At 64.6% G+C, this 24,698-nt stretch carries 28 protein-coding genes and 1 tRNA gene; 17 read left to right on the top strand and 12 right to left on the bottom strand.

Going from position 1 to position 24,698, the window contains the following annotated elements; translation table 11 throughout:
* Positions 1-34 precede the first annotated feature (34 nt).
* Positions 35-637: a TetR/AcrR family transcriptional regulator gene (locus AWB72_RS15425; protein WP_244285646.1), complete on the top strand. Its 603-nt coding sequence runs from the start codon at positions 35-37 to the stop codon at positions 635-637.
* Positions 638-665: 28 nt separating this feature from the next.
* Positions 666-1,778, top strand: coding sequence for an enoyl-CoA hydratase/isomerase family protein (locus tag AWB72_RS15420; RefSeq protein WP_040049449.1), 1,113 nt, complete (start codon positions 666-668; stop codon positions 1,776-1,778).
* 36 nt (positions 1,779-1,814) lie between these two features.
* Here the strand turns inward: AWB72_RS15420 and AWB72_RS15415 are convergent, their stop codons facing one another.
* Positions 1,815-2,240, bottom strand: coding sequence for a hypothetical protein (locus AWB72_RS15415; RefSeq protein WP_040049450.1), 426 nt, complete (start codon positions 2,238-2,240; stop codon positions 1,815-1,817).
* Positions 2,241-2,335: 95 nt separating this feature from the next.
* Positions 2,336-2,587, bottom strand: a complete 252-nt coding sequence (locus tag AWB72_RS15410; RefSeq protein ID WP_040049451.1) for a hypothetical protein — start codon at positions 2,585-2,587, stop codon at positions 2,336-2,338.
* Between the two features lie 161 nt (positions 2,588-2,748).
* Between AWB72_RS15410 and dusA the strand changes: the two genes are divergently transcribed.
* Positions 2,749-3,753, top strand: coding sequence for a tRNA dihydrouridine(20/20a) synthase DusA (dusA, locus tag AWB72_RS15405; protein ID WP_040049452.1), 1,005 nt, complete (start codon positions 2,749-2,751; stop codon positions 3,751-3,753).
* 121 nt (positions 3,754-3,874) lie between these two features.
* Here dusA and AWB72_RS15400 read toward each other — a convergent pair.
* Positions 3,875-3,950: transfer RNA gene (locus AWB72_RS15400), tRNA-His, on the bottom strand.
* 393 nt (positions 3,951-4,343) lie between these two features.
* Between AWB72_RS15400 and AWB72_RS15395 the strand changes: the two genes are divergently transcribed.
* From AWB72_RS15395 to AWB72_RS15380, 4 genes are all read left to right on the top strand, one after another.
* Complete coding sequence (locus AWB72_RS15395) at positions 4,344-4,646, top strand: hypothetical protein (protein ID WP_040049453.1); 303 nt, start codon at positions 4,344-4,346, stop codon at positions 4,644-4,646.
* 35 nt (positions 4,647-4,681) lie between these two features.
* On the top strand, positions 4,682-5,071 hold the full coding sequence (locus AWB72_RS15390; RefSeq protein ID WP_087128158.1) for a DUF5594 family protein: 390 nt from the start codon (positions 4,682-4,684) through the stop codon (positions 5,069-5,071).
* A gap of 52 nt (positions 5,072-5,123) precedes the next feature.
* The gene (locus AWB72_RS15385; RefSeq protein WP_040049546.1) at positions 5,124-5,327 is read left to right on the top strand and encodes a hypothetical protein; all 204 of its coding nucleotides are present in this window, start codon (positions 5,124-5,126) and stop codon (positions 5,325-5,327) included.
* 84 nt (positions 5,328-5,411) lie between these two features.
* Positions 5,412-5,786, top strand: coding sequence for a hypothetical protein (locus AWB72_RS15380; RefSeq protein WP_040049455.1), 375 nt, complete (start codon positions 5,412-5,414; stop codon positions 5,784-5,786).
* A gap of 6 nt (positions 5,787-5,792) precedes the next feature.
* Here the strand turns inward: AWB72_RS15380 and AWB72_RS15375 are convergent, their stop codons facing one another.
* The gene (locus tag AWB72_RS15375; protein WP_052449764.1) at positions 5,793-5,990 is read right to left on the bottom strand and encodes a hypothetical protein; all 198 of its coding nucleotides are present in this window, start codon (positions 5,988-5,990) and stop codon (positions 5,793-5,795) included.
* Between the two features lie 31 nt (positions 5,991-6,021).
* Positions 6,022-7,470 carry an MFS transporter gene (locus AWB72_RS15370; protein WP_040049457.1) on the bottom strand — a complete coding sequence of 483 codons (1,449 nt, stop codon included), beginning with the start codon at positions 7,468-7,470 and terminating at the stop codon, positions 6,022-6,024.
* Positions 7,471-7,681: 211 nt separating this feature from the next.
* Here AWB72_RS15370 and AWB72_RS15365 point away from each other — a divergent pair, with 211 nt between their 5' ends.
* From AWB72_RS15365 to gnd, 3 genes are all read left to right on the top strand, one after another.
* Positions 7,682-8,734: an NADP(H)-dependent aldo-keto reductase gene (locus AWB72_RS15365; protein WP_040049458.1), complete on the top strand. Its 1,053-nt coding sequence runs from the start codon at positions 7,682-7,684 to the stop codon at positions 8,732-8,734.
* Between the two features lie 302 nt (positions 8,735-9,036).
* Complete coding sequence (gene tkt, locus AWB72_RS15360; RefSeq protein WP_040049459.1) at positions 9,037-11,130, top strand: transketolase; 2,094 nt, start codon at positions 9,037-9,039, stop codon at positions 11,128-11,130.
* Between the two features lie 7 nt (positions 11,131-11,137).
* Positions 11,138-12,118: a phosphogluconate dehydrogenase (NAD(+)-dependent, decarboxylating) gene (gene gnd / locus AWB72_RS15355; protein WP_040049460.1), complete on the top strand. Its 981-nt coding sequence runs from the start codon at positions 11,138-11,140 to the stop codon at positions 12,116-12,118.
* Positions 12,119-12,165: 47 nt separating this feature from the next.
* Here gnd and nodJ read toward each other — a convergent pair whose 3' ends face one another.
* Both nodJ and nodI read right to left on the bottom strand, forming a co-directional pair.
* On the bottom strand, positions 12,166-13,011 hold the full coding sequence (nodJ, locus tag AWB72_RS15350) for a nodulation factor ABC transporter permease subunit NodJ (protein WP_040049461.1): 846 nt from the start codon (positions 13,009-13,011) through the stop codon (positions 12,166-12,168).
* A gap of 5 nt (positions 13,012-13,016) precedes the next feature.
* Positions 13,017-13,955 carry a nodulation factor ABC transporter ATP-binding protein NodI gene (nodI, locus tag AWB72_RS15345; protein WP_052449765.1) on the bottom strand — a complete coding sequence of 313 codons (939 nt, stop codon included), beginning with the start codon at positions 13,953-13,955 and terminating at the stop codon, positions 13,017-13,019.
* Between the two features lie 294 nt (positions 13,956-14,249).
* Here nodI and AWB72_RS15340 point away from each other — a divergent pair, with 294 nt between their 5' ends.
* Complete coding sequence (locus AWB72_RS15340; RefSeq protein WP_040049548.1) at positions 14,250-14,759, top strand: universal stress protein; 510 nt, start codon at positions 14,250-14,252, stop codon at positions 14,757-14,759.
* A 16-nt stretch (positions 14,760-14,775) separates the two neighbouring features.
* On the opposite strand, the gene AWB72_RS15335 is transcribed toward AWB72_RS15340, so the two are convergent.
* From AWB72_RS15335 to lexA, 3 genes are all read right to left on the bottom strand, one after another.
* Entirely contained in the window at positions 14,776-15,363 is a 588-nt protein-coding gene (locus AWB72_RS15335; RefSeq protein WP_040049462.1) for a DUF2939 domain-containing protein, read from the bottom strand.
* Between the two features lie 87 nt (positions 15,364-15,450).
* Entirely contained in the window at positions 15,451-15,789 is a 339-nt protein-coding gene (locus tag AWB72_RS15330; RefSeq protein WP_040049463.1) for a hypothetical protein, read from the bottom strand.
* Between the two features lie 111 nt (positions 15,790-15,900).
* Positions 15,901-16,569 carry a transcriptional repressor LexA gene (gene lexA, locus AWB72_RS15325; RefSeq protein WP_040049464.1) on the bottom strand — a complete coding sequence of 223 codons (669 nt, stop codon included), beginning with the start codon at positions 16,567-16,569 and terminating at the stop codon, positions 15,901-15,903.
* A gap of 236 nt (positions 16,570-16,805) precedes the next feature.
* Between lexA and AWB72_RS15320 the strand changes: the two genes are divergently transcribed.
* From AWB72_RS15320 to AWB72_RS15295, 6 genes are all read left to right on the top strand, one after another.
* Complete coding sequence (locus AWB72_RS15320; RefSeq protein WP_040049465.1) at positions 16,806-17,852, top strand: sulfate ABC transporter substrate-binding protein; 1,047 nt, start codon at positions 16,806-16,808, stop codon at positions 17,850-17,852.
* Between the two features lie 154 nt (positions 17,853-18,006).
* On the top strand, positions 18,007-18,891 hold the full coding sequence (gene cysT / locus AWB72_RS15315) for a sulfate ABC transporter permease subunit CysT (RefSeq protein WP_040049466.1): 885 nt from the start codon (positions 18,007-18,009) through the stop codon (positions 18,889-18,891).
* Between the two features lie 26 nt (positions 18,892-18,917).
* On the top strand, positions 18,918-19,796 hold the full coding sequence (gene cysW / locus AWB72_RS15310) for a sulfate ABC transporter permease subunit CysW (protein WP_087128177.1): 879 nt from the start codon (positions 18,918-18,920) through the stop codon (positions 19,794-19,796).
* A 20-nt stretch (positions 19,797-19,816) separates the two neighbouring features.
* On the top strand, positions 19,817-20,887 hold the full coding sequence (locus tag AWB72_RS15305; RefSeq protein ID WP_040049468.1) for a sulfate/molybdate ABC transporter ATP-binding protein: 1,071 nt from the start codon (positions 19,817-19,819) through the stop codon (positions 20,885-20,887).
* A gap of 41 nt (positions 20,888-20,928) precedes the next feature.
* Complete coding sequence (locus AWB72_RS15300; RefSeq protein WP_035969617.1) at positions 20,929-21,855, top strand: CysB family HTH-type transcriptional regulator; 927 nt, start codon at positions 20,929-20,931, stop codon at positions 21,853-21,855.
* Between the two features lie 29 nt (positions 21,856-21,884).
* On the top strand, positions 21,885-22,886 hold the full coding sequence (locus AWB72_RS15295; protein WP_040049469.1) for an asparaginase: 1,002 nt from the start codon (positions 21,885-21,887) through the stop codon (positions 22,884-22,886).
* A gap of 93 nt (positions 22,887-22,979) precedes the next feature.
* Here the strand turns inward: AWB72_RS15295 and lysM are convergent, their stop codons facing one another.
* Positions 22,980-23,474 carry a peptidoglycan-binding protein LysM gene (gene lysM / locus AWB72_RS15290; RefSeq protein WP_040049470.1) on the bottom strand — a complete coding sequence of 165 codons (495 nt, stop codon included), beginning with the start codon at positions 23,472-23,474 and terminating at the stop codon, positions 22,980-22,982.
* A 304-nt stretch (positions 23,475-23,778) separates the two neighbouring features.
* A complete protein-coding gene (locus AWB72_RS15285) occupies positions 23,779-24,684 on the bottom strand; it encodes a 2-hydroxy-3-oxopropionate reductase (RefSeq protein WP_040049471.1) in 906 nt (301 codons plus the stop codon).
* Positions 24,685-24,698 lie beyond the last annotated feature (14 nt).

Raw genomic sequence — 24,698 nt, 5'->3', positions numbered from 1 at the left:
TTCAAAATTGACTTGCAAAGTGGCGGTGCCGACAATGCCTCGCATGGGTCTCGATGAAGAGCGGACACGCCGATTGCGCCTGCATACGAAGCAGCAGCGCGACGCGTTGCGTGAGCGCATACTCGAAGTCTCGCGTGGCATCGTGAGGAACGAGGGCATCGCGTCGCTTTCCATGCGCAAGCTGGCCGACGCGATCGACTACTCGCCCGCGGCGCTCTATCTTCATTTCAGAAGCCGCGGAGAAATTGCGCGAGCGTTGCGCGAAGAAGGGCATGCGCAACTGCGCGCGGCTTTCGTGCCGCACGCGCGTATCGCGGATGCCGCCGCGCGCCTGAAAGCGCTGGGCCGTGCGTATGTGGCGTTCGGCCTCGGCGAGCCGGAGATGTATCGGCTAATGTTCATGGAGACAGTCGATGCAACGGGCGGCCGCGATGACGCAAGCTTGCTTTCGGTGTTCGCCGATACGTTCGCCGCGTTGCACGCTGCCGACCCGGCTGCGTGCGCGCAGGCGTTATGGGCGAACTTGCACGGCATCGTCGCGCTCGAACTGAGCGGCGCGGCGCCGCCGGGCGCGCCGGTAGCGGCGCTCGTCGAGTTGTCGCTCGATGCGTGGCTCGCCGCTGGCTCAGGTGATTGACCGACAGAACGTTCCGACTCTCAACACGATGACCACTGAAGACATCCGTATCGACACCGCCAACGGCATCGGCTTCATTGCGCTCGATCGTCCGAAGGCGCTCAACGCGCTGACGCCGCCGATGCTGCGCGCGATCAGCGAAGCGTTGCGGGCATGGCGTCACGACCAGGCGATCCGCGCCGTCGTGATCTACAGCCCGCACGTACGCGCGTTCTGCGCGGGCGGCGACATTCGCTTTCTATACGACGCGGCGAAGGCGGGCGACCGCGACGCCATCGACGCATTCTTCATCGACGAATACAAGCTCAATCACGCCATCTTCACGTTCCCGAAGCCGTACGTCGCGGTGGTGAACGGCGTCGTGATGGGCGGCGGCATGGGCATATCGCAAGGCGCGCATCATACGGGCGGCCTGCGCATCGTCACGCAGTCCACGAAGATGGCAATGCCGGAGACGCGCATCGGGCTCTTTCCGGATGTCGGCGTGAGCTGGTTCCTGGCGCGCGCGCCGGGCGCGATCGGCCGTTATCTGGCGGCGACGGGCGCGAGCATGGGCGCCGCCGATGCGCTTTACGCCCGCATGGCCGACGCCTATCTCGACGACGGCGCGCTGCCCGGGCTGATCGAATCGCTGCGGCATCAGCGCTTTCTGGATGGCGTGGACATCATGCGCTTCGTCGAAAACGAAACGACGAAGTACAAGGTCTCGCCGATTCCCGACGCCAGCGCGCTCGCCGAAGCGCGCACGCTCATCGACAAGCATTTCGCGGCGGGCAACGGCGCGGCGATCCTGGCTTCGCTCGAACGCGAAGCGGACGCGTCCGGCAACGAGTGGGCGCGGGCTACGGCGGCGGAGTTGCGCGAACGCTCGCCGCTTTCCGTCGATGTTTCGCTTCAGCAAGTGGACCGCGCGCGCTTCTCGACGATGGCCGAAACGCTGCGCCGCGATCTCGATCTCACGCGTTCGGCGTTCGAGCGCGGCGACGTGGCGGAGGGCATCCGGGCGCGTATCGTCGACAAGGACAATCAGCCGGCCTGGAGAATCGCGCGGGCGGAAGATGTCGAGCCGAACGAGGTCGAGCGGATGTTCGACAGCGCGTGGACGCCGGCGACGCATCCGCTGCGGCTGCTGAAAGATTGACGCACGGCGCGGGCAGGCGCCCGCGTATTCGATGCGTTAGCGTGCTTCGCCGCGCGCCATGAACGCGCGCATGAAGACGAGCGCGCCCCAGCCCCAGATGCCGTTCGCGATGAAGTTCGGCGCGAGGCGCGGCAGCATGTTGCCGGCCGGCCAGATGCCGCGAGCCGGATCGATCACGAACGCGCTCACCGCCGTCAGCACGATGCCGCCGAACACGAGCGCGCCGATCCACGGTGCGCGGTTCTCGGGCGCGACGCGCAGCAGCCAGGCCATCAGAATGGCGATGACGGCGCTCCATAGCGCATTGGCGATGAATTCGGGGATGCCGATCGGCAGGAACGGCGCGGTGGAGAAGCCGGCCGTATCGATCAGGCCGGCTGCGTGCAGAAGCGCGTACGTCGATTCACGAAAGAACAGTGCGGCGAGAAATCCGGAAACTAACGGCAGAATAAGTTTTTGCATTGGCTGGACCGCGTGCGGGCGAGACCGCGGCTCGCTCGGTTATCGTGACGAGCGCCATTATAGGGGCGCGCGCGGGCCAGCCGGTGCCGTTGCACTTACTTCGCGATGGCGTCGCTCGCGGGACTGTTGTGCAGCATGCGGTCGCTGTTCGGCGGCGGATTCGGGCGCTTGACCGGCATGTTGTCTGGATTGTGCGGACGCGTCGCGCTCGCGGCGGGCGAACCGGGCGCGCCGGGCGGCTTGACCATCGATGCGTTATCGTCCGGGCGCGCGGCCTGCGTGCCTTGCGCATGCACGGCGAAGGCGGCGCAGAAGAGGGCGCTTGCCGCGATCAGTCGTTTCGTCATGGTCAGTCTCCTCGGACACCGTCGATGCTCGGCGACCTAAGTCTGACAAGCGTTGGCATCGAAGATTCGCTCATCCCCGCAAGGGATGCGCCCGCCGACCGTTTCGCGCCGCTGCGGTAAAATGGCCGATTCGTCGCCGTCCGCCAAATCCGCTCAAAACCATGTCAGCCGTGCCCAAGATCAGCCCCCGCCGCGTGTCCGTCGCCCCGATGATGGACTGGACGGATCGCCATTGTCGTTCGCTGCATCGGCTGGTGTCGCGCAATGCGTGGCTGTACACCGAAATGGTGACGACGGGCGCGCTGCTTTACGGCGACGTCGCGCGGCATCTCGCGTTCACGCCCGACGAAGCGCCGGTCGCGCTGCAACTCGGCGGCAGCGAACCCGAGGACCTGGCGAAGAGCGCGAAGCTCGGCGAGCAGTGGGGCTACGACGAAATCAACCTGAATTGCGGATGCCCGTCCGAGCGCGTGCAGCGCGGCGCATTCGGCGCATGTTTGATGAAGGAACCGAAGCTCGTCGCGGACTGCGTGAAGGCCATGCGCGACGCAGTGTCGATTCCGGTGACGGTCAAGCATCGCATCGGCGTCGACGCGGTCGAAGACTATGCGTTCGTGCGCGATTTCGTCGGCACGGTCGCGGACGCCGGATGCGAGGTGTTCATCGTCCACGCGCGCAACGCCATCCTGAAGGGTCTGAGCCCCAAGGAAAATCGCGAGATTCCGCCGCTCAAGTACGAATACGCGTATCAGCTCAAGCGCGATTTTCCGCATCTGGAAATCTCGATCAACGGCGGCATCAAGACGCTCGATGAAGTGGAAGAGCACCTGAAGCACGTCGATGGCGTGATGCTCGGGCGCGAGGCGTACCACAATCCTTACGTGCTGGCGGGCGTCGATACGCGCTTCTATGGCGCGACCACGCCGGTTCCGACGCGCGAGGCAATCGAGGCGGAATTGATCGAGTATGCGCGGGCGGAAGTCGCGCGCGGCACGTATCTCGGTGCGGTGACGCGGCATGCGCTGGGGCTGTATCGCGGTGTCGCGGGTGCGCGGGGATGGCGGCGGGTGCTATCCGATAGCAAGCGGCTCGCGAAGGGCGATCTCGGCATCTTCGACGAGGCGCGCAGTCATTTGCGCGATGGCGTGGAGGCGGTCGAGGCTTGAACGGCGCGGGGAATCTGTATCGGCGCGCCGTCCGCTTGTGACTGAGCGCCATACCAGAGTGCCCCGCAGCTTCGCGAAAGCAAAAAGCCCAGTCGAAGACTGGGCTTTTTGCTTGAATTTCTGGGGTGGCTGATGGGACTCGAACCCACGACGACAGGAATCACAATCCTGGACTCTACCAACTGAGCTACAGCCACCACTGAACAACAGAATTACTGCTTTCTCGCTTCAGCGAAATTGCCTGCCGATCGAGAAGCGAGATTATACGAACTGGCTTTCCAGTTGCCTAGTCCTTTCGAGCATTTTTTTGCGGTGTCACTCGCTGCCGTGCGAGCACGCATTCGCAAGCGGTGGCGCGCTCGGTGCCGAGTGGCCGGGCGACTTATTCGGGGCGACAGTCGTGTCACAGCATTCCCTTTTACAACGGGTTTCCAGCTTTGCTTTCGTCGGCGCCCCATAACCGGGCAAGAGCAGGACCGAGAATCCATTCGAGATTCGTGCTTTCCACTTTCCGGCGCGCCTCTCGCAGGCACTCTCCTCACCGTGCTACATTGATCATTCTCCCCATAACGACGACCATGGAGGCAGCTATGGCTACTTTGGCGATCGACGGCGTGCGCTGGGTCAACGACCGCGTGACCAACGTGCGCTGGGGCAGTTTCGATTCCGCCAGGAACGAATGGGCGGCTCCCACCAGCATCGTGGACGTCCGGCAAGTCGTGGACACCATCAAGAGCGGCAAGGAAGTCCGCACGCTCTTCACCCTCGGCGGACGAACGTTTCTCGGACCCAAAGTCAGCGCCTTGCCTTACGCGAACGGCCACGTCGGCATCGAGGCGCGCGTGCAGGACGGGCAAATCGAAAAATCGCTCGAGGATTTGCCGCCCGTCTGACCGGCACGGCTTGGGCGAGCTGTGGAGAAAATGCATTGAATCGGGAACAGGCGCTCAGGTTCGAAACCGAATTCGTGCCGCGCATCGCCGAGAGCGTCACGCGGCAGATCGGTCGCGGGTTGCGTATCGACATCGTGCCGAACGAACATCCGTGCGCGCCCACGCGGCTGCACATCACTGCGCCGCCGCATGACAACGGCGAGCGGGCGCGTCAATATCCGTTCGATCTGAACGTGTTCCTTACCTGGGACGACGACGAAATCGTGCGCCTGTTACGCCCCGACGGAGAGGCGCGCTTTCAGCGTTATCTGGATTCGCTCGCCGCGAAGTTCGCCGCGTGGGAAGGCGCGCGCGACGTGGATTTCGTCACGCGCTCGCAGGCGGAGCCGTCGGTGCTGTTCGGCGGGCTCGACTTCGAGGCTTGAGCGTCCGGACGCGTCGCCGGCTTCGAAGGACATCACGAACTGGGAGATGAAGATGGCATCGTCGAATGAAGGCAAGCTGCGCGCGTTCGTGCAGACGGCGGAACAGGCGGGCGGCTTCGTGTGGGTCCTCACGCTCGTCGATTTCGCGGCGCAGGAAGTCAAGCGCGCGATGGTCTCGGAAGAAAACTTCGCCACCGCCGATGCCGCCCGCGACGCCGGCAACGACCGCCTCAAGGCGATGTCGAACGACCGCTGACGTCCTTTCCGACTCCGGCTGAATGCTCGCGCACGGCTTCGCGCCGCGCGTGGAGCGTCATGCGCGCAACGCGCATCCACGACGATGACCGACAACGACAATAACGAGCCCGACCGGCGCGCCGCACGGGAAGCCCGCTTTCGCCGCTACGAAGCCGCGGGCGAAGCATCGATCCGCGCGGATCTGGAGGAAACCCCCGAAGCCGATTCCGCCGATCCCGAAGCCGCGTCCAAGCGCGCATGGCTGCGCACGAAGGACGCCGCGCGGCAGGACGAACAGTTCCGGGCGATGTTCGCGTCGGTGTCGTCGGCGAACGACGCGGCGCAATTGGCCCGCGATTCCGCGCAGGCATCGCGCCGCTCGGCGTTCTGGACGATGATCGCGGCGCTCGCCGCAACGGCGGGCGTCATCATCAACGCGGCGATCGCGCTGGGATGGCTCGACTGGCTCAGGCGCTAGCGCGCGTCAAAACGACCACCACGCTCGCACGCTCGGCTCGCCTGCGAGCGCGCGCAGGAAGTCGTCGGCGAAGGCATCGCTCGCGGCTTTCCATTCGGGCGTGCCGGCGGGCAGATCGTTCGGATTTTGAAGGCCGCGCGCGTGGCGGATGGCGGCGACCGCTTCGCTCATCGCGGCGATCGATTCCAGACTTTGCATGTTCATACCGTGTCTTACGGCACGAAACGCGCAAGGTTTAGGTCCGCGAATCCCTTTCCTTGCGATGCCCTGACACCAGCGCGCCCGCGTCCTTCGGCAGCCCGACCAGATCGATCACGCCGACCAGCCCCACGAATCCGACGATCAGAAACGCGACGCCGAAATCCTCCGGCGCGATCGAATGCGCGTCGTGGCCATGCAGCCATTCGCCGATACGCAGCGCAATCGCGCCGATCGCGACGCCGACGCCCATCGTCATCTGAAAGAGCGTGCTCGAGAGCGCCGACGCGCCGCTCATCTGCGCCTTCGGGACATCGGCGAAACTGAGCGTGTTGAGCGCCGTGAACTGCAGCGAGCGCGAGAGGCCGCTCGCGAACAGCACGGCGACGATCACGAGCTTCGGCGTCGATGGCGCGAGCAGGCTCATCGCGGCCAGGGAAAGCGCCGCGATCACGCCGTTGACGATCAGCACCGGCCGGAATCCGAATCGCCGCATGACGGGCGTGGTCACGACTTTCATCGACAGATTGCCCGCGAACACGGCAAGCGTGAGCAGGCCCGAATCGAACGCGTTCATGCCGAAGCCCACCTGAAACATGAGCGGCAGCAGGAACGGCGCCGCGCTGATCGCGATTCGAAAGAGCGAACCGCCGCCCATCGCGACGGCGAAGGTCTTCACCTTGAGCGCGGACAGATCGACGACCGGTTGCGCCGCGCGCCGCAGATGCCGCCAGGATGCGACGCCCGCGGCCACGCCCACTGCGACGAGCCCGCCCACGAGCGGCCACGGCGCGTCGTTGCGGCCGACGAGTTCCATCGCGTAGAGCAGTGTCACGCACGCGACGCCGCACAGCACGAAGCCGGCGAAATCGAAGCGGCGTTTCGCGTCCTCGCGCACGTTGTCCACATAACGCAGCGTCAGCAACAAGCCGATGAGACCGAGCGGCACGTTCAAATAGAAGATCCATCGCCAGGACGAATATGTCGTGATGAATCCGCCGAGCGGCGGCCCGATGACCGGCGCGACGAGTCCCGGCCACGTGATGATGGCGATCGCGCGCATCAGGCCGTCCTTCGGCGTCGCGCGCAGCACGGCGAGGCGTCCGACCGGCACCATCATCGCGCCGCCGATGCCTTGCAGCACGCGCGCCGCCGCGAACGCGGGCAACGTGGATGTCGTCGCGCACAGCACGGACGCCGCCGTGAACACGGCGATCGCGCTGCCGAACACGGTGCGCAGGCCGAAGCGGTCGGCGGCCCATCCGCTGATCGGGATGAACACCGCGAGCGTGAGCAGATACGCCGTGATGCCGAGGCTCATGTCGGCCGGATGCACGCCGAACGAGCGCGCCATTTGAGGCAGCGCGGTCGCGATGATGGTGCCGTCGAGGTTCTCCATGAAGAACGTCGCGGCGACGAGCATGACGATGATCGAGGAACCGCGTTTCGCGCGCTCGGGTTCGCTGGAAGCAGTAGATGAAGACATCGGTCTGGTCGCGTGAGACGCGTGAGTGCGTCAAGGTATCCGAAAGCCTGGCAGCCGTTGCTGCGTGGCGCGTCGAAGCGAAAGCGTAAGGCGAGGCACGCCATTCTATCCACGGGAGCAGACCTTGCACGCCTATGGTAGTTTCTGCGGTTGGTCGGCAATGTCTGCCGTGGACAGTTCGCCAGAAGGCGTCAATACAAGGAACCAAGCGATGAAGTATCGGAAACTGGGCGATTCGGGCGTCGACGTGAGTCTGATCGGGCTCGGCACCATGACCTGGGGCGAGCAGAACACCGAGAGCGAAGCGCACGAACAGATCGACTACGCGCTCGCGCAAGGTGTCAATCTGATCGATGCCGCCGAAATGTACCCGGTCCCGCCGCGCCCCGAAACGCAGGGCCGCACGGAAGAATACATCGGCACGTGGCTCGCGAAGAACGCGGGCAAGCGCGGCGATATCGTGCTCGCGACGAAGATCGCCGGGCCCGCGCGTCAGCCGCACAATCCGCGTCACATTCGCGGCGCGGGCAATCAGTTCGACCGCAAGAACATCAACGAAGCGATCGACAGCAGTCTGAAGCGCCTGCAAACGGATTACGTCGATCTATATCAACTGCACTGGCCCGACCGCAGCACGATGACGTTCGGCCGCCCGGCGTATCCGTATATCGACGACGAATACACGGTGCCGATCGAGGAAACGCTCGCCGCGCTCGGCGACCTCGTGAAGGCGGGGAAGATCCGCTACGTGGGCGTGTCGAACGAAACGCCGTGGGGCGTCGCGCAATTCCTGCGCGCGGCCGAGAAAGCGGGGCTGCCGCGCATCGTCAGCATCCAGAATCCGTATAGCCTCGTGAATCGCACGTTCGAAACCGGGCTGTCCGAATTCACGCACAAGGAAGGCGTGGGGCTGCTCGCGTATTCGCCGCTCGCGTTCGGCTGGCTCTCGGGCAAGTACGAAGGCGGCGCACGTCCGGCGGGCGCGCGCATCACGCTGTTCGAGCGATTCCAGCGCTACAGCAAGCCGCAGGCGATCGCCGCGACGTCGTCCTACGTCGAACTCGCGAAGCGCCACGGCCTCACGCCGACGCAACTCGCGCTCGCGTTCGTCAACACGCGGCCGTTCACGACGAGCACGCTGATCGGCGCGACGTCGATGGCGCAGTTGCAGGAGAATATCGCGAGCGTGGACATCAAACTGTCTGATGAAATCCTCGCGGAAATCGAAGCCCTGCACGAGCGTCAGCCGAATCCCGCGCCGTAAATCGGCTGGCGTGGCGCGGTTCGAGTAATCGGACCGCGAATGTGTCAGCATGGAAGGGTTGCCGGGCGATGCGTCGCGACGACATCGCCCGGCGGTATTACCGGACGCGCAAACATCGCGCGCGCCGTTTCGTTGTGACCTGCCGCATCCGAAAGCCGCTGCGTCTCGCCGCGCGCTTTCCGTCTGACTCGCGTGCGATGCCGCCGAAAGGCGTGTAAGGCACCGCACTTGCTCGATGGTCCTGGTTGCCCGCTGCGGCGCCTCTCGCCACAGCGCGCTCTTCGCAAAAGGAGTCGTCGCTCATGTCTCAAGCAACGCCGCAATCCCAAGATCTGGATCGCCTGACGATCGACACGATCCGCACGCTTTCGATGGACGCCGTGCAGAAGGCCAACTCCGGCCACCCCGGCACGCCGATGGCGCTCGCGCCCGTCGCGTTTCATCTCTGGCAGAACCATCTTCGCTACGATCCGGACGCGCCGCTGTGGCCCAATCGAGACCGCTTCGTATTGTCGGTCGGGCATGCGTCGATGCTGCTGTATTCGCTGCTGCATCTCGCGGGCGTGAAGGAAGTCGACGAGGACGGCAAGCCGACGGGACAGCCGGCCGTGTCGATCGACGACATCAAGCAGTTCCGCCAGCTCGACAGCAAGACGCCCGGCCACCCCGAATTTCGCATGACCACGGGCGTCGAAACCACGACCGGTCCGCTCGGGCAAGGTCTCGGCAACAGCGTCGGCATGGCGATGGCCGCGCGCTGGAAGGAAGCGCACTTCAACAAGCCGGACGCGGCGCTCTTCGATTACCGCGTGTACGCGCTCTGCGGCGACGGCGACATGATGGAAGGCATTTCGCACGAAGCGGCGTCGATGGCGGGGCATCTGAAGCTGTCGAATCTCATCTGGATCTACGACAGCAACCGCGTGACGATCGAAGGCCACACGGATCTCGCGTACAGCGACGACGTCGAATCGCGCTTTCGCGGCTACAACTGGAACACGCTGCATGTCGACGACGCCAACGACGCCGCCGCGCTCGAAGCCGCGATCAACGAAGCGAAGGCCACGACCGACCGGCCGACGCTGATCGTGGTGAAGAGCATCATCGGCTGGGGCGCGCCGAACAAGCAGGACACGGCGAGCGCGCATGGGGAGCCGCTCGGCGACGCGGAAATCAAGCTCGCGAAGAAGTTCTACGGCTGGCCGGAAGACGCGCAGTTTCTCGTTCCCGATGGCGTGATGCAGCATTTCGCCGACGGCATGGGCGCGCGCGGCAAGGCGGCGCACGCGGAGTGGAAGCAGCGTTTCGACGCCTACGAAAAAGCCAATCCCGAACTCGCGAAAGAAGCGTGGCTGATGCTCGAGAACAAGCTGCCCGAGGGCTGGGACGCGGATATCCCGACCTTCGACGCGGACGCAAAGGGCATCGCGACGCGCGAATCGTCGGGCAAGGTGCTGAACGCGATCGCGCAGCGCATTCCGTGGATGCTCGGCGGCGCGGCGGACCTCGCGCCATCGACGAAAACGAACCTCAAGTTCGAAGGCGCGGGCAGCTTCGAGCACGACAACTACGGCGGGCGCAATCTGCACTTCGGCATCCGCGAGCACGGCATGGGCGCGATTGCGAACGGCCTCGCGCTGTCGGGCTTGCGGCCGTTTGCATCGACGTTCCTGATTTTCAGCGACTACATGAAGCCGCCGATCCGCCTCTCGGCCATCATGGAAGTGCCGGTGATCTACGTGTTCACGCACGATTCGATCGGCGTCGGCGAAGACGGCCCGACGCATCAGCCGATCGAGCAGCTCGCGTCGCTGCGCGGGGTCCCCGGCCTGACGACGCTGCGCCCCGCCGATGCCAACGAAGTGAGCGAAGCGTGGCGCGTGGCGCTGTCGCATTCGAAGGAGCCGTCGTGCATCGTCGTGACGCGCCAGCCGCTGCCGACGTTCGACCGCACGAAGTACGCGTCGGCGGAAGGCGTGCGGCGCGGCGCGTACGTGCTCGCGGACGCTCCCGACGGCAAGAAGCCCGAAGTGCTGCTGCTCGCGACGGGCAGCGAAGTGTCGCTGTGCGTCGACGCGTACGAGAAGCTGAAGAGCGAGGGCATCGCGGCGCGCGTGGTGTCGATGCCGTCGTGGGACATCTTCGAGCAGCAGGACGAGGCGTACAAGGAATCGGTGCTGCCGACCGGCGTCCACGCGCGCGTGGCCGTCGAGCAGGCCGCGACGCTCGGCTGGGACCGCTACACCGGCCGTCTCGGCGCGCAGATCGTGATGCACACCTTCGGCGCGTCGGCTCCGCTCAAGGCGCTGAAGACCAAGTTCGGCTTCACGCTGGAAGGCGTCTACGAAGCCGCGAAGAAGCAGATCGAGCGCGTCAAGGCCAACGGCAAGGAGTGAGCACACCATGCAGATCGGCATCGTTGGACTGGGGCGCATGGGCGGCAACATCGGCCGGCGCCTGATGCGAGGCGGGCACGATTGCGTCGTCTACGATCACAACCCGCAGGCGACCGACGCCCTTGCGGCCGAAGGCGCGACCGGATCGCAGAATTTGGGCGATCTCGTTTCGAAGCTCGCCGGGCCGCGCGTGATCTGGCTGATGCTGCCCGCCGGCAAGATCACCGAGGACACGTTGAACGACCTTCACGAAATCCTGCAGGCGGACGACGTGGTGATCGACGGCGGCAACAGCTTCTACAAAGACGATATCCGCCGCGCCGCGCGGTTTCGCGAGCTGGGCGTGCATTACGTCGATGTCGGCACGTCGGGCGGCATCTGGGGACTGGAACGCGGCTATTGCATGATGATCGGCGGCGACGAAGCCGTCGTGCGCCGGCTCGATCCGATTCTGGCGACGCTCGCGCCCGGACGCGGCGACATCCCCGAAACGCCGGGCCGCGCAGGACGCGATCCGCGCGTCGAGAACGGCTACATGCATTGCGGCGCGGTCGGCTCGGGGCACTTCGTGAAGATGGTGCACAACGGCATCGAATATGGGCTGATGCAGGCCTATGCGGAAGGCTTTCACATCCTCAGGCACAAGGAGTCGGCGGAACTGCCGGAGAACGAGCGCTATACGCTCGATCTCGCGGATATCGCGGAAGTGTGGCGGCGGGGCAGCGTCGTGTCGTCGTGGCTGCTAGACCTGACGGCGGGCGCGCTGGCGAGCGACGCGGGCCTCGAACGATTCTCGACGGAGGTGGCCGACAGCGGCGAAGGGCGCTGGACGATCGAAGCGGCCATCGAGGAAGCGGTGCCGGCGCAAGTGCTATCGGCGGCGCTTTACACGCGCTTCCGCTCGCGCGACGCCGACATGTTCCCCGAGCGGATGTTGTCCGCCATGCGCTTCGGCTTTGGCGGCCACAAGGAGTTTCCGGTGAAGTAAGCGCGTGTGTTTCAAGACGAACGGCGATGGAGGTCCATCGCCGTTTTTCATTTCATGATGCGACGCCTGAAAAGCCACGCGCACGCGAAAAACGGCAGCACCGTATAGGCGATCAGCACGCCCAGATGCAGCGCAATGCCATCGGGCGCGCGCCCGAGCATCGCCGGACGAATCAGCTCGACCGCGTGAAAGAGCGGCAGCGCCTGCGTCGCGTGCAACGCGAGCGCGGGAAGCTGCGTCACCGGGAAGAACACGCCGGAGAGCAGGAGCATCGGCGTGAGCGCGAGCGTCTGATAGAACATGAAGAAGTCGTAGCTCGGCGCGATGGCGGTGACGATCATCGCCGTGCTCGCGAACGCCAGTCCCGTCAGCACGATGACCGGCAGCGCGAGCAGCATCGACGGAAAACTCGCATAGCCGAGCGCGCCCGCGACCAGCATGATCGCCGCGCCCGAGAGCACCGACTTGCTCGCGGCCCACACGATTTCGCCCAGCACGATATCGCCGAGCGTGAGCGGCGTGTGCATGATCGCTTCCCACGTGCGCTGCACCTGCATGCGCGAAAAGCCGGAGTACATCGCCTCGAAGCTCGCGGACATCATCACGCTCGACGCCACCGTGCCCGCCGCGAGAAACGCGATATACGAGACACCGTCGACATGGCCGACCATCAGCCCGAGACCGAGCCCGAGGCCGAAAAGGTAGATCATCGGATCGGCGAGATTGCCGATCATCGACGCGACCGCGAGCTTCTTCCACACGAGGTAATTGCGCCGCCATACCGACATCCAGTGCGTGGCGTTGGCGGGCAGGGCGCTGGAAAGCGGCGTGAGGTTGTCCGCCTTAGCGCGCGGCTTGTTTGCCTGGACGCCCGATTGGTCGAAAGTATCCATCGTTTTTAATCCACCATCTCGCGCCCGGTCAGGCGCAGAAACACGTCTTCGAGATTCGCCGGACGATGCAGATAGCGCACGTCCGCGCGTCCCTTCACGCGCGCATGCACCGGCTGCGGATCGTCGACGTAGCAAAAAAGCGTCTCGCCGCTCACTTCGATCCGCTCCACGAGCGGCGCAAGCTCGGCCGCGAGCGCGCGCGTGTCCGGTCCGTAAATCTCGATGACATCCGAGCCGATCACCGACGCGATCAGATCGTGCGGCCGGCCCTCCGCGATCTTGCGTCCTTCCTCGATCACGCACAGACGGTCGCACAGGCGCTCGGCTTCTTCCATGAAATGCGTCGTCAGCAGAATGGTCTTGCCGCGCGCAAGCAATGATCGTAAGCGCTCCCAGATGAGATGCCGCGCTTGCGGATCGAGGCCGGTGGTGGGCTCGTCCATCACGAGCACGTCGGGGTCGTTGACGAGCGCGCGCGCCAGCGTCAGCCGCCGCTTCATGCCGCCCGACAACTCGCCGACACGCGCATCGGCCTTGTTTTCGAGCCGCGCGAACTCCAGCAGCGACGGCACCAGCGCCTCCATGCGCGCGCCCGTCAGGCCGAAATAGCGGCCGAAGACAAGAAGATTTTCGCGCACGGTGAAGTCGGGATCGAGGTTGTCGAACTGGGGCACGACGCCCACGCGCTGCCGGGCAAAGCGCGCGCGCGATGGCACCGGCTCTCCGACGAGCCGGATCGTCCCGCTATCCGGCGACGTGATGCCGAGCAGCATCTTGAGCGTCGTCGTCTTGCCCGCGCCGTTCGGCCCGAGCAGTCCGAAGCATTCGCCCGGACGCACGTCGAACGAGAGTCCGTCGACGACGTTTCTCGCGCCGTAGTGCTTTCTGACTTCGCTGAATTCGATCGCGGGCGCGACGCGATCTTCGGATGCGAGGGTTGCCATGCATGAAGCCTGGAAGGGGAATCCAGCGGGCTAGTGTAATCCAATGCACCAGCGCGGCGCTTTGCGTGCAACGGCATGCGGCGCGAGCGAGTCAAACGAGTGCCGGCGAGCGCACGCGTGATTCGGGCGAATCACGCGGAGCCTTGTGCGCCGGGCCGCTGCGGTATCTGGCACGGTGAAAGCTACTGCGTGCTCTCGTTGCCAAGGATTAGCGTTTTCCATCGTTGCGACGTCCGTCGCGGCACAGGATCATCAAGTTGCGCCGCGGTCATGGGGATGCGGCAGGGAGGCATGATGACAAGCTATAGAAAGATTCTGCTTTGCTATGACGGCTCCAGAGAAGGCCGCAAGGCGCTGCGCCAGGGCGCGAACCTCGCGCTCGATCTCAACGCGGAAACGCACGTGCTCGCCGTGGTGGACATGCGGTCGAGCATCGCGCAAAGCGCCGGATTGCTGACGGATGTGGCCTGCGGACGGTTCGAGGATGCGGCGCGCGACATTCTGCAGGAGGGCGTCGAGTGGTTGCGCGAGCGCGGCCTGCAGGCGCAGGGGCATTTCGCGTTCGGGCATCCGATCGACGAAATCGCGGCGCTCGCCGACCAGCTGAAGGTGGATCTGGTCGTGGTGGGGCATCGATGCCGCAGCGGCCTCGCGCGCTGGTGGATGGGCGCGGGCAACACGCCGCTCCTGGATCGCGTGTCGTGCAGCATTCTGGTGGCGGTCTGTCAGGCGGGCGAATCCGCCGAAGCGGAAGACGCCGCCGCGTATGCCGCCAAGCCGGTAAAGGCCGAAGCGGGCGCGTGAGCGGGCTGGAGGCGCGTCAGCCGTTGAGATCGACGGCGACGAGCTTCCACGACACCAGACCGCTGCGGTGAAAAATGGCGGAATAGCGGGCATCGCCGGCGCCGTGCTGATAGGTCACGACGAAGGTGTTGATGCCGCGATATCCGGCGGTCGTCTGCGGCGGCTGCGGCGGCTGCGGCGGCTGCGGTGCCTGTGTCGCCGCACCGGACGCGGCGGCCCCTGCCGGCACGGACGGCGGGCGTTCCCCGGGAAGGCCGCGTGGCGGAATGCCGTTCAGAATGGCGGCGACGCCATCCGGTGTCGCATAGGAATCCACGAGCGGTCCGACGAGCGCCGCGCCGATCATCGCTCCGATGATCGCAAGTGGATTTCCGCTCTTCTGCATATCGACGCGGCGCGTGAGCAGCGCGGCGACCTGCTCCTTGAGACTGCTGCGCAGCGCGGGGAAATCGACGTATTCGTTGACCGTCTGCGCATCGCGGGCGTCGGCGGCACGCTTCACGCGATCCAGCGCGATATACGGCGACGCATACAGGAAGCCCAGCGCCGCGCCGATCAGCACGACAGCGAGCGTGACGACGACAAAGCGCGTAGTGCGGGACATGCGGAAGCCAGGCCTCTCAAACGTGAATCGACTTCAGATTGACCATGCCGACGCGCGATTGATTCCCGGCTTCGCCTTTAGCGACGCTCACGCCAGAATGCCGCCGGCAACGCCCGCGCGTTCTTCGTCGATGCAGCGGTCGATCATGCGCGACACTTCGCTGATCTTGCCCACCATGATGACCCGCGATTCGCTGCGATACACCCGCACCGGGGCGCGCTGTGCCGCTTCGGCGTGAACATTGTGCGCCAGGGATACGCGCGCAAACGCGGGCTGGCGCGACGGCAGCGCAGGCATTTCATCGAAGAGATCGGGTGCAGCTTCGACATGCGGTCGAGCCGCGACGCCGCAGGAAATCAACGCACGCAGATGACGCAGGCGGCCAAACTGGCGGAAGGGCAACAAACGGGCGAAACGACGTTCCATGATGACTCTCCAGACGATAGGACGCACTGCGGCGAGCCGCGACCGGCTGCCGTCATGCTTTGATGTGGGTGAAACGCGCCGCGCCGTGCGTGGCGTGAGAGAAGAGAGGCGCTAGAACTCGCCCGAGCGGATGAGACCGACCGCGATGCCTTCGAGCGCGAATTCACCGCTGCCTGGGCGCACGAAGATGTTCTCGTAATCCGGGTTCTCGGCGATCAGTTCGACGCCGTCGGCATGGCGCTTCCAGCGCTTCACGGTAACGTCGTCGCCCAGACGCGCAACCACGATCTGACCATCCTTCGCCTCCGTGCGCTTTTGTACCGCGAGCAGGTCGCCGTCGAGAATGCCGGCGTCTCGCATGGAAAGCCCGCGCACTTTCAGCAAGTAATCGGGCTTGCTCGAGAAGAGCGCCGGATCGCACGCGTAGTGCTGCGAGATGTGCTCTTGCGCGAGGATAGGACTACCCGCAGCCACGCGGCCGACGAGCGGCAACGACAACTGCATGATGCTCGGATGCGGCAGCGTGAACTGATGCGGAAGTTCTTCCGACCGGGCGATGTCGCCGATCAGCCGAATACCGCGCGACGACCCCGCCGCCAGTTCGATCACGCCCTTGCGCGCCAGCGCCCGCAGATGTTCTTCGGCCGAATTGGCGGAGCTGAAGCCAAGCTCGGCGGCGATCTCGGCGCGCGTGGGCGGAAAGCCGGTGCGCTCGATCGCACGCTGGAGCAGTTCGAAAACCTGCTGTTGCCGCGCGGTAAGTTTTGAGGTTCTAGTCACTGGCTTGGCCCCTGCTGCGCTGTATGGATGAACAGATGCCTGTATTTTTATACAGTATTTCGCGCTTTTCAAGCATTACTTTAAGTTCGTGTTGCGGGCGTCCGTCGCCGCACGCAGACGACCCCGTCGGCTTCGTTAGCAGCTTTGCGTATAAAAAGATGAAAAACGATTATTTCTAATCATATAGCGGCGCCGATAGACTGATTCCGTCAATTGGATAAGACGGAGAACGGGGAATGCAAAGCAAGAAAGCGGGATTGGGGACCGCCACGAAGAAACTGCTGACCGCGGTCGCGCTAGCAGCGGCGGGTATCGGCGCGACGGTGGGCATGAGCGTTCAGGCGCACGCGCAGACGTCGTTTTTGAACGTCTCCTACGACCCGACTCGCGAGCTTTATCAGGACTTCAACCAGGCGTTCGCGAAGAAGTGGAAAGCGGAGACCGGCGAAACCGTCACGTTCAAACAGTCGCACGGCGGCTCGGGCGGCCAGGCGCGCGCCGTCCTCGACGGCCTGCAAGCCGACGTCGTGACGCTCGCGCTCGCGTACGACATCGATGCGATCGCAGGCAAGGGCCTCGTCAATAGCGACTGGCAAAAGCGCCTGCCGGACAACGCATCGCCGTACACATCGACGATCGTGTTTCTCGTGCGCAAGGGCAACCCGAAGCACATCAAGGACTGGGACGATCTGGCGAAGCCGGGCGTGTCCATCGTCACGCCGAATCCGAAGACCTCGGGCGGCGCGCGCTGGAACTACCTCGCCGCGTGGGCGTATGCGCAGCACAAGCCGGGCGGCAACGAACAGACGGCCAAGGACTTCGTTTCCAAGCTCTACAAGAACGCCGGCGTGCTCGATTCCGGCGCGCGCGGCGCGACGACGAGCTTCGTGCAGCGCGGGCAGGGCGACGTGCTGATCGCGTGGGAAAACGAAGCGTTTCTGTCGCTGAAGGAGTTTGGCCCCGAGAAGTTCGAGATCGTCGTGCCGTCGGCGAGCATTCTCGCGGAGCCGCCCGTCGCGGTGGTGGACAAGGTCGTCGACAAACACGGCACGCGCAAGCTCGCCGAGGCGTATCTGAAGTACCTCTATAGCGACGAAGGCCAGCAGATCGCCGCGCGCAATTTCTATCGTCCGCGTTCGGACAAGGTTCCGGCCGAGCTGACGAAGCAGTTTCCGAAGCTGAAGCTGTACACCATCGACGATACGTTCGGCGGCTGGACGAAAGCGCAAAAGACGCATTTCGCGGACGGCGGCGTGTTCGATTCGATCTATCAACCGCAATAACGGCAGCAGAAACGCAGCAAGCAGAAGCCGGACGGTCCGATGATGGAGCATCGGGCCGGACCGGCAAACCGACAAGCGGCGCGCCATGACGCCGCTATCAGCACATGCAGCAACGAGCGCCCACCCCGGCGCACTGGAACAGGATGACCCGAGCATGACCACTTTCAACCTGCGCAAGCCGAGCGCGCTGCCGGGCTTCGGCCTGACGCTCGGCATCACGCTCGCGTATCTCAGCCTCATCGTGCTGATACCGCTCGCGGCCACTTTCGCCAAGACTGCGACGCTCGACTGGGCGCAATTCGTGCGCGCGGTCACGTCGCCGCGCGTGTTGGCGTCGTATCGGCTGACGTTTTTCGCGGCGCTCGGCGGTGCGCTCATCAATGCCGTGTTCGGCTTTCTCGTCGCGTGGGTGCTCGTGCGCTACACGTTCCCGTTCAAACGTCTGGTCGATGCAATCGTCGATCTGCCGTTCGCGCTGCCCACTTCCGTCGCGGGCATTTCGCTCGCCGCCGTCTACGCGGGCAACGGCTGGATCGGGCAATTTCTCGCGCCGCTCGGCATCAAGGTGGCGTTCACGCCGCTCGGCGTGCTGGTCGCGCTGACGTTCATCGGCTTGCCGTTCGTCGTGCGCACGGTGCAGCCCGTGCTCGAAGAGTTCGAGCGCGAGCAGGAAGAGGCCGCCGCATGCCTCGGCGCGACGCGCTGGCTGACGTTTCGCCGCGTCGTGCTGCCGTCGCTGTTCCCCGCGCTGCTGACGGGCTTCGCGCTCGCGTTCGCGCGTGCGCTCGGCGAATACGGGTCGGTCATCTTCATTGCGGGCAACGTGCCGATGAAGTCCGAGATCACGTCGCTGCTCATCATCACGAAGCTCGAACAGTACGACTATGCCGGCGCGACGGCGCTTGCCGTCGTGATGCTGTGCGTGTCGTTCGTGATGCTGCTCTTCATCAACACGCTGCAATGGTTCCTGCAAAGGCGCACGAGCAGGACGGTGGCGCCGCCGGCCTCGACGCTGCATGTGCAGGGAGGTCAGGCATGAGCACGCCCGATAGCCGCAGCATCGCGATGAACACCGCCGCGCAGCGCGATGTCCACACGCTCAATCCCGTGACCGAGCCGCGCGCGATACGCTGGCTGCTCACGGCTATCGCGCTCGTGTTTCTCGCGCTCTTTCTCGTCGTGCCGCTCGTCGCGGTATTCGCGCAGGCGTTCGCGAAGGGCATCGATTACTACTTCGAGTCGCTGAAAGACCCGGACGCGTGGTCCGCCATCAAGCTCACGCTGATGACCGCGGCCATCGCGGTGCCGCTGAATCTCGTGTTCGGGCTGGCGGCGTCGTGGGCGATCGCGAAGTTCGACTTTCGCGGCAAGGCGCTGCTGACGACGCTCATCGACTTGCCGTTCTCGGTATCGCCCGTCATCTCCGGCCTCATCTACGTGCTGATGTTCGGCGCGCAAGGCTGGTTCGGTCCGTGGCTCGCCGCGCACGACGTGCAGATCATCTTCGCGGTGCCGGGCATCGTGCTCGCGACGATCTTCGTCACGTTCCCGTTCGTCGCGCGCGAACTGATTCCGCTGATGCAGGCGCAAGGCAACGACGAGGAAGAGGCCGCGCACGTGCTCGGCGCATCCGGCTGGCAGATCTTTCGCCGCGTGACGCTGCCGAACGTGAAGTGGGGCCTGCTCTACGGCGTGATTCTCTGCAATGCGCGGGCGATGGGCGAATTCGGCGCGGTATCGGTGGTGTCGGGCCATATTCGCGGCCAGACCGACACGATGCCGCTGCACGTCGAAATCCTCTACAACGAATACAACTTCTCGGCCGCGTTCGCGGTGGCGTCGCTGCTCGCGTTGCTCGCGCTCGTCACGCTCGGGCTGAAGCTCATCGCGGAGCGGCGCATGTCGCAATCGCTCGACGATGCAAAGAAAAGCGCACAGCACTAAAGGCTAAGGATCACATCATCATGAGCATCATCGTTCGCAATTTGCAGAAGCGCTTTGGCGATTTCACCGCGCTCGACAACGTCACGCTCGACTTTCCCGCAGGCGAACTCGTCGCGCTGCTCGGGCCGTCGGGATGCGGCAAGACCACGCTCCTGCGCGTGATCGCGGGCCTCGAACATGCCGATGCAGGCCAGGTCGTGTTGAATGGCGAGGACGTGGCGAACGTCGGCGCGCGCGACCGGCAAGTGGGCTTCGTGTTCCAGCATTACGCACTCTTCAGGCACATGACGGTGTTCGAGAACGTCGCGTTCGGGCTGCGCGTGAAGCCGCGCCGCGAGCGTCCGAGCGAAGCGGCGATCCGCGAGAAGGTGCATGAGCTGCTCAAGCTCGTGCAGCTCGACTGGCTCGCGCAGCGCTTTCCGTCGGAGCTGTCGGGCGGGCAGCGGCAGCGTATCGCGCTCGCGCGTGCGCTCGCCGTCGAACCGAAAGTGCTGCTGCTCGACGAACCGTTCGGCGCGCTCGATGCCAAGGTGCGCAAGGAACTGCGTAGCTGGCTGCGCCGTCTGCACGACGATCTGCATATCTCCACGCTCTTCGTCACGCACGATCAGGAAGAGGCGCTCGAAGTGGCGGACCGCATCGTCGTGATGAATCATGGACGCGTGGAGCAGGTGGGAAGTCCGCAAGATGTGTACGATCATCCGCAGACATCGTTCGTCTATGAATTTCTCGGCGCGGCCAACCGTCTGCAAGGCAACGTCGATGCGAACGGCTTCGTCGCCGATGGCGCCGCGAAAGCCATCACGGCGCAGGCGCATTTCAGCGGCCGCGCGCTCGCTTATGTGCGTCCGCACGATCTCGCGCTCTATCGCGCCGACGATGCGGAAGGCGTCGCACATCCCGATGGCATCGTGGTCGGCGTGCGGCGCGTGGTGACGCTGGGCGGCTCGGTGCGCGTCGAGCTCGAAGGCGATGCGGGCGGCGTGCTCGAAGCCGAACTGGACCGCGAAACATGGCGCGCGCTGAAGCTCGATATCGGCGATGGCGTGCGCGCCGTGCCGCGCGCGCTGCGTGTGTTTCCGGCGCAATGACGCCGGCATAGAAAAACGACAGCAGACAAGAGAGGCAGAAAATGAACTTCCAGCAACTGCGCTTCGTGCGCGAGGCGGTGCGTCAGAACATGAATCTGACGGAAGTCGCCAACGTGCTCTATACGTCGCAATCCGGCGTATCCAAACAGATCAAGGACCTCGAAGACGAACTCGGCGTCGATATCTTCATTCGACGCGGCAAGCGTCTGACGGGACTGACCGAGCCGGGCAAGCAGGTGCATCAACTGATCGAGCGCATGTTGCTCGATGCCGAGAACCTGCGGCGCGTGGCGCGTCAGTTCGCGGATCAGGACAACGGGCACCTCGTCGTCGCGACGACGCATACGCAGGCTCGCTATGCGCTGCCGAAAGTGATCCGTCAGTTCACCGAAGTATTTCCGAAAGTGCATCTTGCGCTTCGGCAGGGCAGCCCGCAGCAGATCGCGCAGATGATCATCAACGGCGAAGCGGATATCGGCATATCCACCGAAGCGCTCGACCGTTATCCGGACATCGTCACGTTTCCGTGCTATTCGTGGCATCACACGGTGGTCGTGCCGAAGGATCATCCGCTCGTCGGACGCGAGAACATCACGTTGGAGCAGATCGCGGAATATCCGATCGTCACTTACGACAATGACTTCACCGGCCGTTCGCACGTCGACCAGGCGTTCGCGAGCGCCGGCGCGATGCCCGATATCGTGCTGACCGCGATCGACGCGGACGTCATCAAGACGTATGTGGAACTGGGCATGGGCATCGGCATCGTCGCTGCGATGGCGTATGACGCGAAGCGCGACACCGAACTCGTCGCGCTCGATACGCAGCATCTGTTCGAAGCCAGCACGACGCGCGTCGGCCTGCGCAGAGGCGCGTTCTTGCGCGCGTATGCGTACCGTCTGATCGAAATGTTCGCGCCGCAACTCGACGAAACGCAGATCGCCGCGCAACTGCGCGAGACGGCGTGAACGCTGCCGGCTGATTTACAATCGCCGGCATGAAAACCGACTCTCTACCTCTCATCGCCGTCCTCGCAACGGGCGGCACCATCGCCGGACGCGCAGGCGATGCAGCATCGACGGCGGGCTACAAGGCGGGCGTCGTCGGCGTGAACGATCTGCTCGACGCCGTGCCTGCGCTCGGCAACGTCGCGCGCATTCATGCGGAGCAGATCGCGAGCATCGACAGCAAGGACATGAGCCACGCGCTCTGGACGACGCTCGCGAAGCGCATCGACGAACTCGCCGCGCAGGGCGACATAAGCGGCATCGTCGTGACACATGGCACGGATACGCTCGAAGAAACGGCGTACATGTTGCATCTGACGGTGAAGACCGCGAAGCCCGTCGTGCTGACGGCCGCGATGCGTCCATCGAGCGCGCTTTCCGCCGATGGACCGCTCAATCTGCTCAACGCAGTCACGGTCGCGGCATGCGAGCGTGCGAAGGGGCAGGGCGTGCTCGTCGCGTTCAACAATCAGATTCATACCGCGCGCGATGTGACGAAGACGAGCACCTACGCCGTCGATGCGTTCCGCTCGCCCGAAACCGGCGCGCTCGGTTTCGTGCAGGACGGCCGCGTGGAGTTTCAGCGCGCGGTCACGAAGCCGCATACGCTCGCAAGCGAGTTCGCGATCGTCGATGAATGGCCGATGGTCGAGATCGTCGCGAGCTACGCGGGCGCGTCGCGCGTGGCGGTCGATGCGCTTGTGGCAGCCGGCGTGAAGGGCATCGTGGTGGCGGGAACGGGCAACGGTTCGGTGCACGCGAGCATCACGCAAGCGCTCGTCGACGCGGTGAAGGCGGGCGTCGCGGTGGTGCGTGCGTCGCGCGTGGGGTCGGGCCATGTGATGCGAAACGGCGCCGCATCCGATGATGCACTCGGCAGCGTCAGCGCGGGCACGCTGAATCCGTACAAGGCGCGCGTGCTGCTGATGCTGGCGCTAGCGGCGGGCGTGAATGATGCGCGCGGCGTGCAGCGGGTGTTCGATATGTACTGAGAGCAGCGCCCGGCACGCCATCCCACTAGAAACAAAAAAGCGCGAACCGAAGTTCGCGCTTTTTTCATCCACAAGCGGCGTGAGCAATAGCAATCAGTTTGCCGGCGGAATGCGCAGCACCTGACCCGGATAGATCTTGTCCGGGCTCTTCAGCATCGGCTTGTTGGCTTCGAAAATCAGCTCGTTCTTCGCGCCGTTGCCGTAGTACTTCTCCGCGATCTTCCACAGATTGTCGCCCGACGCGACCGTGTGATACTGCGATTCAGGCGCGGCATTGGGCACGGTCAACTGATCGTCGACCTTATCGACATGCTGCACGTTGCCCGCCGCGACGAGGATCTTCTCCTTGGTGGCCTGATCGGGCGCCTGCCCCGACACGGTGACGGTATGCGAGGCGCCATCGTACTTGACCTGGAGATTGTCGGCATTGAGCCCTTGCGAGCGGATATACGTGGCGATGGCTTCGCCGGCTTTCTGATTGAGCGCGGCGACATCGACGGGCGCGCTCGCCGGCGCGGCCTGAGCGGACGGCGTGGTTGCGCCGAACAGTTTTTCGCCTGCTTCCTTGATGAAACTGAGGATTCCCATTGTTCAGCTCCTTGAATCAACTAGGGTGGTGCCGCTTGCGGAGTCTAGGCACATTAGGCGCGCTCGCCACCAGATAGTTCTGAGTTTCGACAAGGGAATGTGCCGCGCGGCGCGCACGGCATCGATGAAGCATCACTCGCAGCAATCCGACGCGGACACCCGACGGCAAACCGTCTGACCGACCAAGGCTTACCCGGCGCGCCGCCGGATGCCGCTCTCGGACCCCACTTGCCGCCCTCAGCCCAGAGCGGCATTTGTCCCGCGTGCCCATACGCGGGACGCCCCACGGTTCAGGTGCGAAGCCTCATGCAGCCTTGGCTTGCTGCGGCTCTTCCGCCACCTGGAAGTTCGACATGATTTCGAGCGCGCGCACGAGCGCCGAGTGATCCCACGCCTTGCCGCCGTTCGCCGCGCACACGCTGAACAACTGCTGCGCGCTTGCCGTGTGGGGCAGGGCGAGGCCCATCTTGCGGGCGCCGTCGAGTGCGAGATTCAAATCCTTTTGATGCAGCTCGATCCTGAAGCCCGGATTGAACGTGCGCTTCGTCATGCGCTCGCCGTGCAGTTCGAGAATGCGCGATGCCGCGAAGCCGCCCATCAGCGCCTTGCGCACGCGTTCCGGATCGGCGCCCGAGCGCGACGCGAACAGCAGCGCTTCCGCGACCGCTTCGATGTTCAGCGCAACGATGATCTGATTGGCGACCTTGGTCGTCTGACCCGCGCCGTTGTCGCCGATGAGCGAGATGTTCTTGCCCATCAAATCGAAGAGCGGCTTCGCGATGTCGAACGACTTCTGCGGGCCGCCGACCATGATCGTCAGCGTGGCTTCGCGTGCGCCGACTTCGCCGCCGGACACGGGTGCGTCGAGGTAATCGCAGCCGAGCGCGTTGATCTTCTTCGCGAACTCCTGCGTATCGAGCGGATTGATCGAGCTCATGTCGATCACGAGCTTGCCGCTCGTCAGACCTTTGGCGACGCCGTCATCGGCGAACAGCACGTTCGCGACATCCGGCGTGTCGGGCACCATCGTGATGATGATCTCGCTTGCTTGCGCAACGGCCGTCGAATCGGCGACGACCTTCGTTTGCGCGCGGATGTCGTCGGGTACCGGAAACTTGCCGTTCACGACGAGCGAGTGGCCGCCCTTGATGAGATTGCGCGCCATGTGCGCGCCCATGATGCCGAGTCCGATGAAACCGATCGTTGCCATACTTCTAGCTCCTC

It is taken from the genome of Caballeronia concitans (assembly GCF_001544615.1).
Taxonomy (GTDB): Bacteria; Pseudomonadota; Gammaproteobacteria; order Burkholderiales; family Burkholderiaceae; genus Caballeronia; species Caballeronia concitans.
Note: the sequence above shows the minus strand (reverse complement) of the source record. Positions and strands in the feature narration are given on the sequence as shown.

Excerpts from the sequence above, each read along its gene's own strand:
- nodJ (WP_040049461.1), bottom strand. The coding sequence starts at position 13,011 with ATGGATACTTTCGACCAATCGGGCGTCCAGGCAAACAAGCCGCGCGCT.
- nodI (WP_052449765.1), bottom strand. The coding sequence starts at position 13,955 with ATGGCAACCCTCGCATCCGAAGATCGCGTCGCGCCCGCGATCGAATTC.
- gnd (WP_040049460.1), top strand. The coding sequence starts at position 11,138 with ATGCAGATCGGCATCGTTGGACTGGGGCGCATGGGCGGCAACATCGGC.
- AWB72_RS15365 (WP_040049458.1), top strand. The coding sequence starts at position 7,682 with ATGAAGTATCGGAAACTGGGCGATTCGGGCGTCGACGTGAGTCTGATC.
- AWB72_RS15380 (WP_040049455.1), top strand. The coding sequence starts at position 5,412 with ATGACCGACAACGACAATAACGAGCCCGACCGGCGCGCCGCACGGGAA.
- AWB72_RS15375 (WP_052449764.1), bottom strand. The coding sequence starts at position 5,990 with ATGAACATGCAAAGTCTGGAATCGATCGCCGCGATGAGCGAAGCGGTC.
- dusA (WP_040049452.1), top strand. The coding sequence starts at position 2,749 with ATGTCAGCCGTGCCCAAGATCAGCCCCCGCCGCGTGTCCGTCGCCCCG.
- AWB72_RS15340 (WP_040049548.1), top strand. The coding sequence starts at position 14,250 with ATGACAAGCTATAGAAAGATTCTGCTTTGCTATGACGGCTCCAGAGAA.
- AWB72_RS15320 (WP_040049465.1), top strand. The coding sequence starts at position 16,806 with ATGCAAAGCAAGAAAGCGGGATTGGGGACCGCCACGAAGAAACTGCTG.
- tkt (WP_040049459.1), top strand. The coding sequence starts at position 9,037 with ATGTCTCAAGCAACGCCGCAATCCCAAGATCTGGATCGCCTGACGATC.
- cysT (WP_040049466.1), top strand. The coding sequence starts at position 18,007 with ATGACCACTTTCAACCTGCGCAAGCCGAGCGCGCTGCCGGGCTTCGGC.
- AWB72_RS15370 (WP_040049457.1), bottom strand. The coding sequence starts at position 7,470 with ATGTCTTCATCTACTGCTTCCAGCGAACCCGAGCGCGCGAAACGCGGT.
- cysW (WP_087128177.1), top strand. The coding sequence starts at position 18,918 with ATGAACACCGCCGCGCAGCGCGATGTCCACACGCTCAATCCCGTGACC.
- AWB72_RS15335 (WP_040049462.1), bottom strand. The coding sequence starts at position 15,363 with ATGTCCCGCACTACGCGCTTTGTCGTCGTCACGCTCGCTGTCGTGCTG.
- AWB72_RS15330 (WP_040049463.1), bottom strand. The coding sequence starts at position 15,789 with ATGGAACGTCGTTTCGCCCGTTTGTTGCCCTTCCGCCAGTTTGGCCGC.
- AWB72_RS15410 (WP_040049451.1), bottom strand. The coding sequence starts at position 2,587 with ATGACGAAACGACTGATCGCGGCAAGCGCCCTCTTCTGCGCCGCCTTC.
- AWB72_RS15305 (WP_040049468.1), top strand. The coding sequence starts at position 19,817 with ATGAGCATCATCGTTCGCAATTTGCAGAAGCGCTTTGGCGATTTCACC.
- AWB72_RS15420 (WP_040049449.1), top strand. The coding sequence starts at position 666 with ATGACCACTGAAGACATCCGTATCGACACCGCCAACGGCATCGGCTTC.
- AWB72_RS15285 (WP_040049471.1), bottom strand. The coding sequence starts at position 24,684 with ATGGCAACGATCGGTTTCATCGGACTCGGCATCATGGGCGCGCACATG.
- AWB72_RS15415 (WP_040049450.1), bottom strand. The coding sequence starts at position 2,240 with ATGCAAAAACTTATTCTGCCGTTAGTTTCCGGATTTCTCGCCGCACTG.
- AWB72_RS15385 (WP_040049546.1), top strand. The coding sequence starts at position 5,124 with ATGGCATCGTCGAATGAAGGCAAGCTGCGCGCGTTCGTGCAGACGGCG.
- AWB72_RS15395 (WP_040049453.1), top strand. The coding sequence starts at position 4,344 with ATGGCTACTTTGGCGATCGACGGCGTGCGCTGGGTCAACGACCGCGTG.
- AWB72_RS15295 (WP_040049469.1), top strand. The coding sequence starts at position 21,885 with ATGAAAACCGACTCTCTACCTCTCATCGCCGTCCTCGCAACGGGCGGC.
- AWB72_RS15425 (WP_244285646.1), top strand. The coding sequence starts at position 35 with ATGCCTCGCATGGGTCTCGATGAAGAGCGGACACGCCGATTGCGCCTG.
- lysM (WP_040049470.1), bottom strand. The coding sequence starts at position 23,474 with ATGGGAATCCTCAGTTTCATCAAGGAAGCAGGCGAAAAACTGTTCGGC.
- AWB72_RS15300 (WP_035969617.1), top strand. The coding sequence starts at position 20,929 with ATGAACTTCCAGCAACTGCGCTTCGTGCGCGAGGCGGTGCGTCAGAAC.